Source organism: uncultured Hyphomicrobium sp. (genome assembly GCF_902826555.1).
Classification (GTDB): Bacteria; Pseudomonadota; Alphaproteobacteria; order Rhizobiales; family Hyphomicrobiaceae; genus Hyphomicrobium_C.
This window is the reverse complement of sequence record NZ_CADEFI010000009.1, coordinates 38,674-54,653: the sequence shown is the minus strand read 5'-3', so window position 1 is coordinate 54,653 and position 15,980 is coordinate 38,674. Positions and strand designations below refer to the sequence as shown.

At 63.9% G+C, this 15,980-nt stretch carries 13 protein-coding genes and 1 tRNA gene; 6 read left to right on the top strand and 8 right to left on the bottom strand.

Features of this window, described 5'->3' with window-relative positions:
* Position 1 precedes the first annotated feature (1 nt).
* A complete protein-coding gene (locus QZV93_RS06330; RefSeq protein WP_295556911.1) occupies positions 2–421 on the bottom strand; it encodes a CBS domain-containing protein in 420 nt (139 codons plus the stop codon).
* Positions 422–606: 185 nt separating this feature from the next.
* On the opposite strand from QZV93_RS06330, the gene QZV93_RS17585 reads away from it, so the two are divergent.
* Positions 607–951: a DUF3592 domain-containing protein gene (locus QZV93_RS17585; protein ID WP_363156681.1), complete on the top strand. Its 345-nt coding sequence runs from the start codon at positions 607–609 to the stop codon at positions 949–951.
* A 1-nt stretch (position 952) separates the two neighbouring features.
* Here the strand turns inward: QZV93_RS17585 and QZV93_RS06320 are convergent.
* Positions 953–1,028, bottom strand: a tRNA-Ala gene (locus QZV93_RS06320).
* Between the two features lie 258 nt (positions 1,029–1,286).
* Between QZV93_RS06320 and QZV93_RS06315 the strand changes: the two genes are divergently transcribed.
* Genes QZV93_RS06315 through folD form a run of 3 tightly spaced genes read left to right on the top strand, consistent with a single transcriptional unit; the run spans position 1,287 to position 2,838 of the window.
* On the top strand, positions 1,287–1,577 hold the full coding sequence (locus QZV93_RS06315) for a YggT family protein (protein ID WP_295556908.1): 291 nt from the start codon (positions 1,287–1,289) through the stop codon (positions 1,575–1,577).
* A 2-nt stretch (positions 1,578–1,579) separates the two neighbouring features.
* A complete protein-coding gene (locus QZV93_RS06310) occupies positions 1,580–1,927 on the top strand; it encodes a DUF167 family protein (protein WP_295556907.1) in 348 nt (115 codons plus the stop codon).
* Positions 1,928–1,968: 41 nt separating this feature from the next.
* On the top strand, positions 1,969–2,838 hold the full coding sequence (folD, locus tag QZV93_RS06305; RefSeq protein WP_295556906.1) for a bifunctional methylenetetrahydrofolate dehydrogenase/methenyltetrahydrofolate cyclohydrolase FolD: 870 nt from the start codon (positions 1,969–1,971) through the stop codon (positions 2,836–2,838).
* Positions 2,839–2,904: 66 nt separating this feature from the next.
* Here the strand turns inward: folD and QZV93_RS06300 are convergent, their stop codons facing one another.
* The 3 genes from QZV93_RS06300 to QZV93_RS06290 form a co-directional block, all read right to left on the bottom strand.
* Positions 2,905–3,279 carry a four helix bundle protein gene (locus QZV93_RS06300; protein ID WP_295556904.1) on the bottom strand — a complete coding sequence of 125 codons (375 nt, stop codon included), beginning with the start codon at positions 3,277–3,279 and terminating at the stop codon, positions 2,905–2,907.
* Positions 3,276–4,832, bottom strand: a complete 1,557-nt coding sequence (locus QZV93_RS06295) for a YifB family Mg chelatase-like AAA ATPase (protein WP_295556969.1) — start codon at positions 4,830–4,832, stop codon at positions 3,276–3,278. Before QZV93_RS06295 ends, QZV93_RS06300 begins: the two co-directional genes overlap by 4 nt.
* Before the next feature lie 189 nt (positions 4,833–5,021).
* Positions 5,022–6,743, bottom strand: coding sequence for a SulP family inorganic anion transporter (locus QZV93_RS06290; protein ID WP_295556903.1), 1,722 nt, complete (start codon positions 6,741–6,743; stop codon positions 5,022–5,024).
* A gap of 258 nt (positions 6,744–7,001) precedes the next feature.
* On the opposite strand from QZV93_RS06290, the gene QZV93_RS06285 reads away from it, so the two are divergent.
* Positions 7,002–7,418, top strand: a complete 417-nt coding sequence (locus QZV93_RS06285; protein ID WP_295556901.1) for an META domain-containing protein — start codon at positions 7,002–7,004, stop codon at positions 7,416–7,418.
* 3 nt (positions 7,419–7,421) lie between these two features.
* Here QZV93_RS06285 and QZV93_RS06280 read toward each other — a convergent pair whose 3' ends face one another.
* The 3 genes from QZV93_RS06280 to QZV93_RS06270 are packed head-to-tail and all read right to left on the bottom strand — an operon-like array spanning position 7,422 to position 12,158.
* Entirely contained in the window at positions 7,422–8,939 is a 1,518-nt protein-coding gene (locus QZV93_RS06280; RefSeq protein ID WP_295556899.1) for a PepSY-associated TM helix domain-containing protein, read from the bottom strand.
* The gene (locus tag QZV93_RS06275; RefSeq protein ID WP_295556898.1) at positions 8,936–9,523 is read right to left on the bottom strand and encodes a hypothetical protein; all 588 of its coding nucleotides are present in this window, start codon (positions 9,521–9,523) and stop codon (positions 8,936–8,938) included. Before QZV93_RS06275 ends, QZV93_RS06280 begins: the two co-directional genes overlap by 4 nt.
* 43 nt (positions 9,524–9,566) lie before the next feature.
* Positions 9,567–12,158: a TonB-dependent receptor gene (locus QZV93_RS06270; RefSeq protein WP_295556897.1), complete on the bottom strand. Its 2,592-nt coding sequence runs from the start codon at positions 12,156–12,158 to the stop codon at positions 9,567–9,569.
* A gap of 606 nt (positions 12,159–12,764) precedes the next feature.
* On the opposite strand from QZV93_RS06270, the gene QZV93_RS06265 reads away from it, so the two are divergent.
* Positions 12,765–15,959: an autotransporter outer membrane beta-barrel domain-containing protein gene (locus tag QZV93_RS06265; protein WP_295556895.1), complete on the top strand. Its 3,195-nt coding sequence runs from the start codon at positions 12,765–12,767 to the stop codon at positions 15,957–15,959.
* Positions 15,960–15,980 lie beyond the last annotated feature (21 nt).

Genomic DNA, 15,980 nt, shown 5'->3' with positions numbered 1-15,980 from the left:
CTCAGCGGATGCGCTCCGCCAATCCCTCTTCCTCGTCCAGGCGATCGATCTCCTGGCCTTTGAAGTCAGCACGGGAGACGATGCCCCAGATGTGGCCGCGCTCGACGACCGGGATATGACGGAAGCCGCCGTCGCTCATGGCGCGCAGAGCATCGATGGCCTTCTGATCCGGCGATATGGTCACCGGATGCGGCGTCATCGCTTGCGCAAGCGGGACATCTCCGCCTTGTCCCTTGGCGAGCAGCTTCAACGCATCTCTGCCGGTGAAGATTCCGATCAGATGCTCATGCTCGTCGATGACGAGCACGGAACCGATGTGCCGCTCGCGCATAGCTTTGCTGGCCTCCTGCACGGTGTCGGTTCCGCGCAGGAGAATCGGCTCCTGATCCCTGATGATGTAGGCGAGCCTGCGGTTGATCATGAGCTTCCTCTCCGCTGCGGGTTGTTTTTCTTGCCCGGGAGTGCCTTTTGTTCGTTCCGTTGCCGCGCGTGGTCTCAGTCGCTGTCCCGGTGCATGATGAAAAATACATCGGTGGGATGGGCCGGCGTTGATCTGGATCAGTAGGCCGGTCCCGCCCGTCGCCGCCGGCGGGTGCGAGGTTCTGGCTGGCCCAGGCGCTGGGCAGCAAAGTTGCGTCTACCGCCACTCCGTACGTCCGGTACACCGCCGCCGATGGGCATAGCATCTGTGCGAGGCTCGACAGGCAATACACACGCGAAGGATGGGTCAGGAACCCGGTGGGATCTCTGATGACCGTGCGGATCGATCCGGTTCGTCCCGAGCAGGCTTACGATGCTACGGCCGGAGCGATGTTCGTGTTCCCCGGATTGCTGCTCTTGGCGGGTCTGCTAATGACGCTGCTCGCGCTCGGCATCTGCCTCGGCGCGCCCGCCGACGCGGCGCGAGCGACTGAAGCGGTTAGCGAGGATATATCTAACTTGCTGATTTAATTGGTGGAGCCGATCGGGATCGAACCGACTACCTCCGCAGTGCGATTGCGGCGCTCTCCCAGATGAGCTACGGCCCCTAACCATGGGACTTGGGCGTCCGGGTGCCAGCGAGATGTCCGGCGAGACCGCTGCCCAAGGTGCCGGCATTTACCGTCCGCGCTTCCGGGTTGTCAAGAAAGCGGGGTCTTCAGACCGGCCGATCCCGCCCGGCGGCGCCGTTCCGGTGTTTTGGCGCGCGCCGCATGTGCGTCGGCGCGTGCCGCGTCTTGCTGCCCGGCGCCCCAACGGCTACACGTCGGACAGGCATTTCCCAAGCACCCAAGGATTTGGCGCGCATGATCGAGCTGCTCGGATTTATCAGCTATCTCATAGACCTCTACGTCTACATCATCCTGGCCTCGGTCATTCTCTCGTGGCTGATGGCGTTCGGCGTCGTTAACCCCTACAACCGCTTCGTCGGTGCGTTGGCGCAGGCCCTCGGCGCGGTGACAGAGCCATTGCTCAGACCGATCCGCAATGCACTGCCCGACTTCGGCGGCATCGATTTCTCGCCGCTGGTGCTGCTGCTCGGCTGCTTCTTCGTGCAGAGCGTCGTGCTTCCCAACATCGCCAAGCTGTTCGTGTGACGATGGCGGCGGTCAAGTCCCCGGCGGCGCCCGTCTCCGTGCCCTGGCGGCATGGTGGCGCGTGCGTCATCGTGCGCGTGCGGCTGACGCCAAAATCGTCCAAAGATGCCATCGACGGTATCGAGGAGACGGCAGAGGGGGCCGCCTTCAAGGCGCGGGTGCGCGCGGTGCCTTCAGAGGGCGAAGCCAACGCAGCGCTGCTCAAGCTTCTGGCCGGCTGGCTGGGCGTCGGGCAGGGCCGCTTGCGCCTCGCCAAGGGCGGGAAGTCGCGGGTGAAGTCAGTCGAAATCACCGGCAACACGGAAGAGATCGAGGCAAGGCTGGCGGAGCGGCTGGCCGGCCTCACGTGACGACAACGAAGACGCAACGAAGAAAATAGGAGGGAGAGCCCATGGCAGCCCAGATCATCGATGGCAAGGCCATCGCAGCCGAAGTCCGCGCGCAGGTGGCGGCCGATGTCAAGGCGCTCCAGGCGAGCCATGGCCTGACGCCCGGCCTGGCCGTCGTTCTCGTCGGCGAGGATCCGGCGAGCAAGGTGTACGTCAAGAACAAGGCGGCGCAGACCGTCGAGTGCGGCATGCAGTCGTTCGAGTACAAGCTGCCGGCGGATACCTCCGAGTACGACATCCTGGCGCTCGTGCAGCGCCTCAACGCCAACAAGAACGTCAATGGCATCCTGGTGCAGTTGCCGCTGCCGAAGCATGTCAACGCCGAGAAGGTCTTGAACTCGATCGACCCGGACAAGGACGTGGACGGCTTCCATCCGACCAATGTCGGACGGCTGTGGATCGGTGAGCGGACGCTGGTGCCTTGCACACCGACGGGCTCCGCCATCCTCGCCAAAAAGGTGATCCCGGATCTCAAGGGCGTGAACGCCGTCGTCATCGGCCGCTCGAATATCGTCGGCAAGCCGATGGCGGCCCTGCTCTTGCGCGAGAGCTGCACGGTGACGATTGCGCATTCGAAGACGAAAGACCTCCCGGCGGTTTGCCGTGGCGCGGATCTCCTTGTCGCCGCCGTTGGTATTCCTGAAATGGTGAAGCGCGACTGGATCAAGCCGGGTGCCGTGGTGATCGATGTCGGCATCAATCGCGTGCCGGGCGAGAACGGCAAGACCAAGCTGGTCGGCGACGTGGCCTATGCCGAGTGCGCGGAGGTGGCCGGTGCCATCACGCCGGTTCCGGGCGGCGTCGGCCCGATGACGATCGCGTGCCTGCTGCAAAACACGGTGACGGCAGCGAAGATCCAGTACGGGATCTAGTAGGCAGCGGGCAACAGGCAGCCGGCAACGGGCAACAGGAAGCAGTTTGGGTTTGGCCGGTCGCCTTTATGGGGCGGCCGGCTTTATTTTGTTGAGGGATCGTATCAGCGCGTAGAGCATTTTTCCGAGTGTTTCGGCGTTTTTCACGAGTGCTTGCGCTTCGTTGTTTGCCAGTAGCCCTATTCTTTCCGCGAGGAGCACGTGGGTCTCGAACTCTCGAAGTGAGCCGCGTGCCGTCTTTAGAAAAAGAATATAGGAGCGTGTGCTTTCGCGACCGTAGCCCTCGGCAATGTTTGCAGGCACGGAGCGGTCGACCGGCGAATTTGGGAAAACAAAGCCGTAGGTTTCCGCAACGGGCATCGCTCGAGATGCTCGGTAAGCCTCTTCTGCGAGATCCATCGCGAGCTGCCAGACTCTCAAGTCCCGATAAGACTGGATCATCTTTCCCCCGCTGCCCGTTGCCTGCTGCCCGTTGCCCCCTCCTGGCGCAGCGTTTCCCCTCGGTAGGACAGTGCCTCGGCGATGTGGATGCGGGCGACGGTCTCGGTGCCGTCGAGATCGGCGAGGGTGCGGGCCACGCGCAGCGTGCGATGAAAGCCGCGGGCCGATAGGCTCAGCGTGTCGGCCGCCTGGCGGATGAGAGCGAGGCCGGCATCGTCGGGCTGGGCGAATTTTTCCAGCATGTGTCCAACGCACTCGGCGTTGGTGCGCAGCTTTGCGGCACCGTGGATCTTGAAGCGTTGGCGCTGAATCTCGCGGGCTCGCGCTACACGAGCGCGAACGTCGTCGCTGCCTTCGTTCGGCGCTGGCAACGTGAGGTCGGCGGCGGAGACGGCGGGCACCTCGATCTGAAGATCGATGCGATCGAGGAGTGGACCCGAGATGCGCGCCTGATAGTCGGCGGCGCAGCGCGGGCCGCGCTTGCAGGCTTGTCCCGGTCCGCCGCCGCAGCGGCACGGGTTCATGGCGGCGACGAGCTGCAAGCGCGCCGGATAGGCGATGCGATGATTGGCGCGGGCGATGATCAGCTCGCCCGTTTCAAGCGGCTGGCGCAATGCGTCGAGCACGGCGGGCTGGAACTCGGGCAGCTCGTCGAGGAAGAGCACGCCCAGGTGTGCGAGGCTCGCTTCGCCGGGGCGCGGACGCGTGCCGCCGCCAACGAGTGCTGCCATGCTTGCCGAATGGTGCGGCGATCGGAACGGGCGCTCGGTGCAGAGCTTGCCGCCCATCAGCTCGCCCGCGAGGCTGTGGACCATCGAGACGTCGAGCATCTCCTCGGGCGACAGCGGCGGCAGGATCGACGGCAGGCGGGCTGCGAGCATCGATTTGCCGGATCCCGGCGGGCCGATCATCAGGAGATTGTGTCCGCCGGCCGCGGCGACCTCGAGTGCGCGCTTGGCGTTTTCCTGGCCGCGTACGTCGCGGAGGTCGGGGAGTGCGGTTCGCTCGCGGTCAAGGGCCGGCTTTGGACGAGAGAGGGTCTGCAGGCCCTTGAAGTGATTGACGAGGGAGAGGAGGTGCGGCGCGGCCAGAATGTCGGTGTCCTCCCCGGCCCAGGCGGCCTCGGGTCCGCACTCGGCGGGGCAGATGAGACCCTTGGTCATCGCGTTGGCGCCAATGGCGGCCGGCAGCGCGCCGGGAATTGGGCGGATCGAGCCGTCGAGGGCCAGCTCGCCGACGGCCGCGTAGCGTTCGATGGCGTCCGGCGCGATGGCTTCCATGGCAACCATGAGGGCCAGCACGATGGCGAGGTCGAAGTGGCTGCCTTCCTTCGGTAAATCGGCGGGGGCGAGATTGACGGTGATGTGCTTGTAGGGGAGGCCGAGGCCGACGGCATGCAGCGCGTTACGCACGCGCTCGCGACTCTCGGCGACGGCCTTGTCGGGAAGGCCGACGATCATGAACGCCTGCGCGCCCGGGGTGATGCGAACCTGCACCTCGACGGCGCGCGCCTCGACGCCGACAAACGCGAGTGTGGCGATGGTGCCGTACATGATACGTCCCCCGACGATGTGGGCGTGCTTCTCATCGGACATGGTCGGTGCATGGCTTCGCCATGCCCTGTTTCCCATCCCGGCCTTGGCCGGGACAAGTTTTTCCGGAAGCACGCTGGTGATCCGTAGAGAGAACGTCAGGAACGCACTAATCCGTCGCGACATCGGTCGGACGTGTGCCGTCCGTCGTCACGGCTGTTTCGGGGCCGACGATTTGCGTGCGGATTCGACGGCGTCGGCGATGGTCGGCGCGTAGGCGACAAGCGGGGTGCGCAGGCCGGCGCGAAGCAACGTCCGGCGGACGGCAGGGCGCGCAGATGTGAAGTAGACACGCGTTCCGGCACGGCTCAGCGTATGCACGAATCCCTCGAGGGATTTCGCGGCGGTACTGTCCACGAGCGGCACGTCGTCGAAGTCGAGGACGAAGGTCTTCGGATGCTCGCCGATGCGGTCGAGCACGGCACGCACCGACGACGTGGCGGCGAAGAAAAAGGCGCCTGAGATCCGGTAGACAAGAACATCGCTGCCGTACTCGGCGGGATCGTAGCTGGCCCGCGAAGCGCCGGTTTCGTCGGCCGCATCCTCCGCCACGAGAGGGCTGCCGGTGGCGACCTCCACGTCTTCGGCCATGCGATGCATGAACAGAAACGCACCGAGCGTTACGCCGACCGCAATGGCGACAGTCAGGTCCTCGAATATGGTGAGCAGGAAGGTCGCCACAAGGACTGTGGCGTCGCCCCAGGAGGAGCGAAGCAGGCTCGCGAATTCCTGCTTCTCGGCCATGTTCCAGGCGACGACGGCGAGCACGCCGCCGAGGGCCGCAAGCGGGATGTAGGCGGCGAGCGGCGCGGCGATGAGGAGGAAGAGCAACAGGTATGCGGCGTGCAACATGCCGGACACGGGTGTGCGGGCGCCGGCGCGGAGATTCGTTGCCGTGCGCGCGATGGTGCCGGTGGCGCACATGCCGCCAAAGGTGACGGATGCGATGTTGGCGACGCCCTGTGCAACGAGCTCGCAGTTCGAGCGATGACGGCGGCCGCTCATGCCGTCCGCGACGACGGCGGAGAGCAGGCTTTCGATGGAGCCCAGGAGTGCGATTGCGATCGCATCCGGAAAGACGGCTCGCAACTTGGCCAGGTCGAACGCCGGAATGTGGGGCGCGGGAAGCATGCGCGGAATGTCGCCGAAGCGGGAGCCGATGGTGGTGATCTCGAGCCCCAGCATGGCCGTCAGAACCGCACCCAAGCCGACTGCAATCAACATACCCGGCCATTTGGGGCGCCAGCGGCGCAGGCCGACGATGGTGGCGACGGAGAGCGCGGAGATGGCGATTGCGGCCGGGTTGATCGAGCCGAGGGCCGACCAGATGGCGGTGAGCTTCGGAGCCAGTGCGGCCGGCTCGCTTGCCATGTGGAGGCCGAGAAGCTCTCGCAGCTGGCTGGCAAAGATGATGACGGCGATGCCAGCGGTGAAGCCCACCGTGACCGGGAGCGGGATGTATTTGATATAGGTTCCAAGTCTCAGAAATCCGGCTGCGATCATCATGAGGCCAGCCATGAGCGTCGCAAGGACGAGGCCATTGTAGCCCTGGCGCTCGACGATCGCGGCAATGAGTACGATGAAGGCGCCGGCCGGACCGCCGATCTGAAAGCGGCTGCCACCGAGAGCCGAAATCAAAAAGCCGCCGACGATGGCTGTGAACAAGCCTTTTTCGGGCGATAGTCCAGAGCCGATGGCGATGGCCATGGAGAGCGGCAGTGCGACGATCGCTACCGTAAGGCCGGAAATGGCGTCCGCGGTCAGAGTTCTCGCATCGTAGCCCTCGCGAAGCAGCGTGACGAGCTTCGGGGTGAACAGCTCACGGAAGGTCGGTGAGGGCGGCTTTGCCGACCTCTGCGCGGACAGATCCATTTCTCCGTCTCCTCCTTCAAGGAGCGGCGGGATCGTCGGCACTAGATGGGACCGATGATCGTCGGAGCTGATGCGGCCCAAAGCGATCGTGGTCGGATCGTCGGCGGTCTCCGTCGCGTGGCAGGTGCGGCGGGCAGCTCGACACAAGGCGGCCGCCGCTTCGTATTTACCCTCATAATGGATACGACATGATTGTAGCCGATTCCTAAATTGAATTGTCGCAGGGGTGGCGGTGTCTCGTCCAGGGAGAGAGTTGCAATGAGAGCATTCGAATATGCGGCGGTGACAACGCTCATGGCATTGGCGCTTTCCGGCCCCTCCGCGAGTGCAGAGGAGGATATCCAGATTGCGGGCGTGACATGGCTTGCGGAGGATATCGGTGGAGCCGGTGTCGTGGACAATGTCGCCTCGACGCTTGTGATCGACGCCGCGGGGCGCGCGAGCGGGTCGGGCGGTTGCAACCGGTTCAACGGCATGGCCAAGATCGAGGACGCCAAGATCGCATTCGGGCCGCTGGCGACGAGCCGCAAGATGTGTCCGCCTGCGGTCATGGACCAGGAGCGCAAGTTTCTCCAAGCCCTCGAGAGGACCAGCAGCTTCGAGATCGAGGGGACGTTCCTCAGGCTTCTCGGTGAGGATGGCGTCGCGCTTCTCCGCCTCGTCAAGTCCGAGTGAGGATCACGCGGCTCCGGCGCGAGACCGGGGCCAGGGCCGAACGGCCGAGACGAGCAAGGCGAGCGCTGTTGCGGCGAAGGCTGCGCTGACCCAGGGCGCGGTGGGGTCCGTCATACGATCTGCCCAGGCGAGGGCATGCATGGCGAGTGCGGCGAGGATCGCGAGCGCAGCCAACAAGCGGATGATGCGCCCGGCCGTCGTGGCTTGGCTTGCTGCCTGAGATCCCACCATGCTGACGAGGGTCGTGACGAGATAGGCCGTGACGGCGAGGCTCTCGGCGCCGGCAAAGATTGCAATTGCGACAACGGCAAGGGCCAGCGGCTGGCTCCAGGCCAGGGCCGTCCAGATTTTTTCCCAATGCGGGCTAGGGCGCCCCCGTTCGCGCCGCCGCGCCAGCCAGACGGTAATGCCCGTGTGCGTGACGACGGTCAGTGCCAGGCCGAGGATGCCGTAAGCGATCTTGACGGGAAAGCCGCCGAACCATCCGAAATGCAAGGGCTGCAGCGCGCCGAGGATCTGCTGGCCGATGCTTCCTGTCTCGAGGCCGCCGTCGCCGAGCGGTTTTCCGGTACCGTCGAAATAATAGCTGTTCGACATCGCGAGGTGGCCTGACGTGCGCATGCCGAGATGCACCACCTGCCCTTTCTTGGCGATGTGGCCGATGTTGGCGCTCGCGAATTCGGCGCCGGGATGCTGGGCCTGGACCTGGCGGATCATGGCTGCGAGGTCTGGGAGTGGTGCGGCGGTCTCGTCCTCGGTTGCCATGGGCCCGAGGATGGTGGCGAAAGCCTTCTCGGAGTCGCCGTCATAAGCTGCGAGCGCGAGCACGCCGACAATGAGCGTGGACAAGCCGAGGAGCGCGCCGGTGGTGGAGACGACGACGTGGAACGGCAGGCCCCAGACACCGAGACGGTTATGCAGGTCGGCTTCCTGCAAGCGGCGTGAGCCGCCCCATCGGAGCGCAAACGCGTCCTTGAAGAGGCGGGGATGCGAGAGCAGCCCCGAGACGAGGGACGAGAGCAGCGTCACGCCCGTCAGACCCACGAGGAACAGGCCCCAGGTGCGCGGGAGATGCAGGTGCATATGGAGTTCGCCGACGAATTCCGACCAGGGGGCCTTGTGCTCGACTGCGAGGTTGCCACCGGTATCAGCGATCCATTCGCCTTCGAGGCCGGAATCGTGATCATGGAAGCTGACAATAAATCGCTTTTGCACCGGTCCGGGGCCCATGAGGAAGACGTCGTGGGCTGCATTCAGGGCGACCGCTTTCTGATAGACGCCATCGAGGGCGTTGGTCACGGCTGCAGGCGTCAGTGGATCATCGATCACCGGAGCATCCGGCTGCTCCCATCGCTGCAGCTCATGGAGAAAGACTGCCAGGGTTCCGGTCAGGCAGACGACGTAAATCAGCGCCGCGAAGGCGATGCCGAGCGCGGAATGTCCGGCCAGCATGGCGCGCACGAATTGCGGCGGGAGAAATTGTCGCTTGCGCGGCTTTTGGGACGCGACGTCCTGCATCATGACAGCACCTTGGGAAGGAAGGCGACGCCGTAGCCTAGCGCAGAGACGACGAGCAAGATGACGGTGGCGCGCACGAGACGCGGGTCGCAGAGTGTCCAGGCCATGCCGCCGCCCCACAGGATCGGCACCAACAGGCCGCCGATGACGGCGCGGTCTGCCGGCGGCAGCGGAAGATAGATCGCCAACGCGACACCGATGCCGATGGAGGCGATCCCGGCGAGTACGATGGCGAGCAGAGCCTTGCCGATGCCGCGCCGCCAGTTGGTCGGGCGCTCCTCCGGGTCGAGAGCAGGCTCGCGCGGCTCGCGGCGTTTGGCGTCGCGTTGCTCGAAGGTGATGGCGATCAGGGCATAGGCCGCGACCGACAGCGCGCCGAGGGCGTAGGTCGTGCCGAGCTCTGCGCCGGAGGCCTCGGAGAAGGCAAAGAACGCGGAGAGAACTGCTGCCCAACCGCCGATCAGGTAGACACGTCCGCCGGTGCCGCGGGCGAGCCAGCGCGCGCGCAGCATGACGACGCCGGCAGCCATGAGGAGGCCGCCGGCGATCGCAAGCACTGCGACGCGATCGAGAATTTCAAGGCTCAATGGTCGGCGACCTCTCGTGTGCCGTTGGGTGTTCCTTCAAACGTCAGAACTTGTAAGTGAAGCCGGTGATGACGGTGCGGGCCTGTCCGATGGCGCAGTCGCCGCGATCGGCCGTGCAGGATACCACGTGATATTTGTCCTCGATGTTCTGCGCCGAAAGCTGCCAGCGCCAGTCGTCTGTCTCGTAAGCGATCATGCCGTCGACCAGCGTGTAGGACGGCGTGGTGACCTCAAAGAGCTCGGTCGACGAATAGGTCGGAGCCGCGAGCCGCTGTCCGACGTCCGACGTCTCTCCGACGTAACGCACGCCCAGGCCCAGCGACAGGCCGTTGAGGAACCCGTCGTTGAAGCTGTAGATGCCCCACAGCGACGCCTGATGGCGGGGGATTCCCTCGACGGCCGTGCCCTCGTTGTAGGCGTAGAGCGGGTGATACTTCTCGTAGATGGCGTCGGTAAAGGCGTAGGTGCCGATCAGTTTGAAGTTCTCCGTGACCCTGCCGGCCGCCTCCACCTCGACGCCGCGCACGCGGACCGAGGCGCCCTGCAGCGCTTCGAACAGGATGTCGGGCTGCACGATGCGGTTCGATTCCGTGAGCTCGTAGGCGGCAACGTTGAGCATGAACGGAGTGCCGCGGGGGGCGAACTTGAAGCCGATCTCGACTTGCTCGCCTTCCATCGGCTTCGCGGCCTTGAAAGTCGTGTCCGTATAGTCTTCGACAATGGGGGTACCGGGAATCGGAGTGAACGATTCCGAATAGCTGACATACGGCGTGAGACCGAAGTCGAAAGCGTACATCAGTGCGGCGCGGCCCGTGGTCGCCGTCTCTTCCTCGTCCTGCTGGCCACGGCTCTTGATCGTGAGCCAATCGTGCCGCAGTCCGAGCACGGCGATCCACGGACCGAAGCGGAGCTGGTCCTGCAGATAGATGCCGTTCTGGATCTGCTCCTGCCCGAACGGTGTCATCGGGATGCCGTTCGCGTAAGTGACGTTTCCGAATTCGAAGACCGGGGAGTTCTGTCCATACTGCGGGTTGAAGATGTTGAATGGCTTCTGCCCGCCGAAGGCCTGCGTCAGTCCTTGTGCGACCGATGCTGCGTTTGCCGCGCCACCAGAGAAGAACTGAATCAGGGCATCGTACGGCGTAAGCAACGTGTTGAACCCGGGGGACAGGATGTCCGACTGCAGGAGGTTGTTGATCAGGATCGGCGTGGTCTGTCCGTGGGTGTCGTACCACATGAGATCGTAGCCGCCGGTCAACGTGTGAGAGACGGGACCGGTATCGAATTTGCCGGTGAGGTTCGTATCCGAGGTCACAATCTCCGTCGTCGTGTAGCGCACCGTCTGCGCGCGCGCCATTTGCGTATGCGCGGCGTCGAGGAAGGGTGCATTGGGGACGCTGAACGGAACGTCGGCAGGAGCGGGGAAGCCGAAGCCCGGGAAAATCGTATCGAGGATTGCGCCGTTAAGCGCGGAGTTGATGGTCGCGATCCGTCCGGCTCCCAGGATGGCGGGATAGGTCGATTCGTAGGCGTTTTCCGTATGCCCATAGCGCACGCCGTGGTGCAGGATCAGGTCCTTGCTGAACTTGTGATCGATCAGCAGCGACGCCGACTGCGCCTCGGTCTCGTAGTAGTCGCCGGGCTCGCCGAGGAACTGGCTGCGCGGTACGCGCCCGTACGTGGCGTTAGGATAGAGCGTTCCTTCGTGAGGCAGGAACTGCTGGGTCGAACCCGATTCGTAGTCCTGGAAGCTGGTCAGCAGCGTGATGCTGGTGTCGTTGGTCGGCTTGTAGGTGATCGACGGAGCCAGCATCAGGTTGTTGTTGTCGACGTAGTCCACCTGCGTCTCGGCATCACGCGCCACGCCGACGATGCGGTACAGCCACTTGCCGTCCTCGGTCAGCGGACCGGTCATGTCGGTCTTGACCTGCTTGAAATCGAACGATCCGTATTCGACCGTGATCTCCCGGTGCGCGTCTTCCTGCGGACGCTTCGAGATGCCGTTGACGAGTCCGCCGGAGGAGCTTTGACCGTAGAGCATGGAAGCGGGTCCGCGCAGCACCTCTACGCGCTCGAGCGTGAACGGATCGAGCGGGATGCGGTTGTAGCCGAGAGGTGTTCTCATGCCGTCGAGGAAATGCGCGCCTTCGACGCCGCGAATGTAGAAGTAGTCGCCGCGGCTGTCGTAGCCGAAGCCGTCCGCAAGCACGCCCGGCACATAGCGGATTGCTTCCTGGATCGTGCGCGCGCCCTGGTCGCGGATCTGCTCGGCACCGACGACGGAGATCGACTGGGGCGTTTCCTGAAGCGGCGTATCGGTCTTGGTGCCTGTGGTTGCGTCCTTGGCCACATAGTTTTTGACCGGAGCGACGCCGCTCGGAAGACCCGAGCGATCCTCATCCTGGGAAGCGGACTGGACCGGCTGAGGTGCGGCCTTCGGTGCAGCCTTTGCCTGTGCTTTCTTTGCGGGAGCGGTTTTTTGCGCCTTTTTCGCCGTCACCTCCAACGGCGGCAGCTCGGCCGGCGTCTGGGCAGGCTCAGCGGCCTTCTGAGCGTGAGCGGCGTTGGCGAAAAGTGCAGCGGCGCACGTCGTCATCTGCGCAGCGGTGCGCAAACGTCCAACAAAGAGTTTCATTATTCAGCCCCCCAAGCCGACAAATCCCGTTTTGTCAGACGGAGGTTGGCTGGCTGGGTGCCGATCCCACGGTACGCTGGCTAATAGTCACGCTGACATAAACGACCATACATGGGGGCATCGAATTGTCTACGTAGTCAGTAAACAATTCGTCGGCCGTTGCAATGTTGCACGTGCTCAGAGAACGGATGGGTGCGATCCGCGATGTCACCGTATGGCAACATCGGGAAAGTTCCTAGCGGAGCAATACCGAGGTCGGGAACAAATCCTATTCTCATTACTCAGCCTGACCATCAGTGTGCAAAGCGTGAAATGTTATTGTGTTCCGCATGTCCTGGGCTTCGGCTGCCATGCGTGACGAACGAGGAAGTCAGTTGCCGATGGGGAGCGTCTCTCCGCTTTGGCGCATGGGTTCCCAAGGGGAGGGGCTATGTATTGCGTTGTCGACGTCACCGTCACCCCGACGATTTTGCAACGATCTCCCGAGCCGCCGTTGCGATTGCCGTGGCCCTAACGGGCTCCAGGCCTAGGGCGCCCCTGCGCGCCTAACCGCTCAGACATCAAACAATAAAATGCAAGCACCAACATCTGTCGATGGGGGAGGATATGACTCGTTTTGCGTTCACGACTTCCAGCCGCTTTGCTCTCGCTGCCGCTACGGCGTCATTTGCCTTCGCGCTAAGCATTACCGTCTCTCATCCGGCGATGGCGGCTTGCGTCTCGAGCGGTGCCGGGGACACCTCATCGCTTTTCACTTGCACCGATACGTCGACCTTCTCGACGGATACCACCGGGGATTTCGGCGGGTCGACCGCCAATACGGATCCTGACACCGGAAACGCCGCCAACGGTGCCACGGGCAACAAGGTGATCCGCGTCAAGGCCACCTCCGCGCCGGGAGAGGAGGGAACAGCGATCCTGACCAATACGGCGAATATCACCGCGACCTTGGGCGTGGTGACCAACCCGATGACAGGCGTGGTGGTCAATCCGGTCAGCAACACCAACAAGAATTTCGCGATCTACGGAATCAAGGCCAGCGACTCCGACAACATCAGCGAGTTCACCCTTTTCAACACGGGATCGATCAGCGCAATCCACAACGGGCTCGGGCAGGCGGCCAGCGTCTTCGTCCAGAATGATGCCGACGAAGTGACGATGGTGAACGACGGGTTGATTTCCGTGCAGCGCGGACAGCTCGATTCCATTTCCGTCAACGGTGCCGGCGCCATCACTGCCACGGCGCATGCCGGAGGAACGCCCGGTACGCTGGCTGCAGCTGCCGGCGTGTACAACAACGAAGAGGAGATCAGGGACCACAACGTCACGAACAACGGGACAATCAAGGCGACCGGCCAATACACTGCAGCCATCTTCACGCGCTCGAACTCCTTCGAGCTGGTGAACAACGGCACGATTTCCGGCTACGAGGTCGCGCCCGATCCGCTCACCAACACGCCAGGAACGACCGGGTCGGCCGCCGCCATTGTGACGTGGGACGGTCGCTTGCTGAAGCACATGCCCGATGGGGAAGTTGCCAACTGCACGTCGCCTAACGTCTGCACGGGGCGCGAGGCGGGCTTCGGAAAATCATTCATCGAGAACAACGGCACGATCAACGGCAACGTGATCGTAACGGGTCTCAATGGCCTATCGGTCATGGGACGCATTGGTTTTGGTGCTGATCCCATCACCATCAACGGTGCGAATGGGGCGATCCCGAATTCCAATACCCCTGGTGGCATAGTCGACCGCCGCGACAGCGAGATCGAGAACAACGGCACGCTCATCGGCAATCTCTACTACGGAAATGGCGCCCACGTTCTGAAGAACAACGCGGGTGCCACCATTGACGGCAATGTCATCGTCGACATGCGGCGCGTCACGAACTACCTCGACGCAAACAACTTTGGCGATGTTGCCGGACGGCAAATCAACGGCAATCCCTACAGCGTCTACGTCGCGGGGCGTAGCGCAGCCTTTGGCGAGGACGAAGGAGAGGAGGAGGAGGAGGACGAGGGCGGCGCGCCCGAGATCTTCACGTCGGACACCGGACTGACTTATGCAGCGGCGCTTGCAAACGCCGTTGCCAAGCTGGTCGAGGACAATCCCGACCGCCACTTCACGTTCGAGAACGCAGGTGTGTTCGAACGGGACCTCAGCATCCTGACCGTCAACCATCAATATCTGGACGCCACGCTGCTGAGCACCGCCGGCTCCAATGTGACGATTACGCCGCAGACGGTCGACCTGAAGCCGCATATCACGGGATCGGGCGCGAACTCGAGCAAAGACGCGCCGTCCGATCAGAGCGGATACATCAAGGGCCGGCTCGCTATCGGCGACGGCGCCATGGCCGGCTGGAACGTGACCGGCCTTGCGGTCGACGGCAGCAGCAGCACGATCTCGGCGGATGGCGCGAGCGGATCGACGAAGACAACCGTGACGCCGATCATCGACCATGCCGTTCACAGCGGCGAGTGGTTCCTCGTCGCCAAAGAGCTCTATGGCGACAAACTTCCCGGAGTCGAAGGCAACACCGTCCTCGTCACGTGGGCGATCGACAAGAACCTGAACAAGTCGCTGGTCGTCGGGTCGACGGTCGCCGACGCGTCGGTTGTCGAAGGCTTGTCGAACCCCGGCATCACCACTCTCAATGCTCTCATGGCTACTGACGGCAGCGATCCCGATGTGGACGCTTTGGCGGCGGCCGTGCAGAACCTCACGGAAGACGACGACGTGCGCAAGGCGGGCGAGCAGCTGAAGCCCGAGACCAACTACGCCACGCAGCAGGCTGCGATTCTTCTCAATCAGGCGACGGGGCAGCATATCGATGCACGCCTCTCGTCGGTGGGGGCGACGGGCTCGGCCGGCAGTTTCGCGCAGCCTTCGGGTCTCGGCATGAAGCAAAGCGATCCCAACCGGTCCAGCCTCGGCGGACCCACGGCGAGCGTCGATGCGGGTCCGTCCGCGGGCGGCAATGCGCTCTGGGGCCGTGCCTTCGGTGTCGGCTTCAATCAGGACGAGGTCGAGCACGTCGATGGCTACGATGCACGCCTCTACGGCATTCTCGCTGGCTACGACAACTGGACGGCTCCGGGCGTGCGCGTCGGCGTGGCCGTCGGGTATGCCAACACGGAGATTGATGGCGAGGGCGATACGCGTCAGAACAATACCAGCATCGACAGCTATCTGGTCGAACTTTACGGCTCGTACAAGGGCTCGGGCTGGTATGCGACGGGTCGCACGGGCTTCACCTGGCACGACTACGAAACGTCGCGCGTTCTGAGCGTGCCGCTGGACGACGTGGCCAAGGGCGATCACGACGGCCAGCAATACAATGCTGCGCTGGAGGTCGGGGTGCCGATGCGTGTCGGTGGCGGCAGCGTGCTGACGCCGGTCGCGTCGCTGACATACTCCAACCTGCGGCAGGACGGTTATACGGAGACCAGCGGCGCCGGCATGGCGCTCGCCGTCGACGACCAGGACAACGACTCGCTGGTGTCGGGGCTCGGCGTCAAGGCGCTGGTGCCGGTTGCCGCCGATACCGTGCTCGAGGCGCGCGCCTTGTGGCTGCACGAGTTCGCGGACGATGCGCAGGATGTGACCGCGAGCTTCGCCGCCGGCGGCGCGACGTTCTCGGCCGCTGGGCCTGGCGTCGGGCGCGATTCAGCGGCGATTGGCCTGGGTCTCCTGGCGCAGGTCGGGGCGGAGTCGACGTTCCAGCTCAACTACGACGCCAATATTCGCGAAGACTTCCTGGCCCACATCGGGTCGGCGCAGTTGACGGTGCGTTACTGATCGCGCTTCGGCGCTCCGGCT

Coding starts and splice junctions, on each gene's coding strand:
- QZV93_RS06270 (WP_295556897.1), bottom strand. CDS start 12,158: ATGAAACTCTTTGTTGGACGTTTGCGCACCGCTGCGCAGATGACGACG.
- QZV93_RS06265 (WP_295556895.1), top strand. CDS start 12,765: ATGACTCGTTTTGCGTTCACGACTTCCAGCCGCTTTGCTCTCGCTGCC.
- QZV93_RS06280 (WP_295556899.1), bottom strand. CDS start 8,939: ATGATGCAGGACGTCGCGTCCCAAAAGCCGCGCAAGCGACAATTTCTC.
- QZV93_RS06310 (WP_295556907.1), top strand. CDS start 1,580: ATGGCGGCGGTCAAGTCCCCGGCGGCGCCCGTCTCCGTGCCCTGGCGG.
- QZV93_RS06295 (WP_295556969.1), bottom strand. CDS start 4,832: ATGTACGGCACCATCGCCACACTCGCGTTTGTCGGCGTCGAGGCGCGC.
- QZV93_RS06290 (WP_295556903.1), bottom strand. CDS start 6,743: ATGGATCTGTCCGCGCAGAGGTCGGCAAAGCCGCCCTCACCGACCTTC.
- QZV93_RS06315 (WP_295556908.1), top strand. CDS start 1,287: ATGATCGAGCTGCTCGGATTTATCAGCTATCTCATAGACCTCTACGTC.
- QZV93_RS06330 (WP_295556911.1), bottom strand. CDS start 421: ATGATCAACCGCAGGCTCGCCTACATCATCAGGGATCAGGAGCCGATT.
- QZV93_RS06285 (WP_295556901.1), top strand. CDS start 7,002: ATGAGAGCATTCGAATATGCGGCGGTGACAACGCTCATGGCATTGGCG.
- QZV93_RS06300 (WP_295556904.1), bottom strand. CDS start 3,279: ATGATCCAGTCTTATCGGGACTTGAGAGTCTGGCAGCTCGCGATGGAT.
- folD (WP_295556906.1), top strand. CDS start 1,969: ATGGCAGCCCAGATCATCGATGGCAAGGCCATCGCAGCCGAAGTCCGC.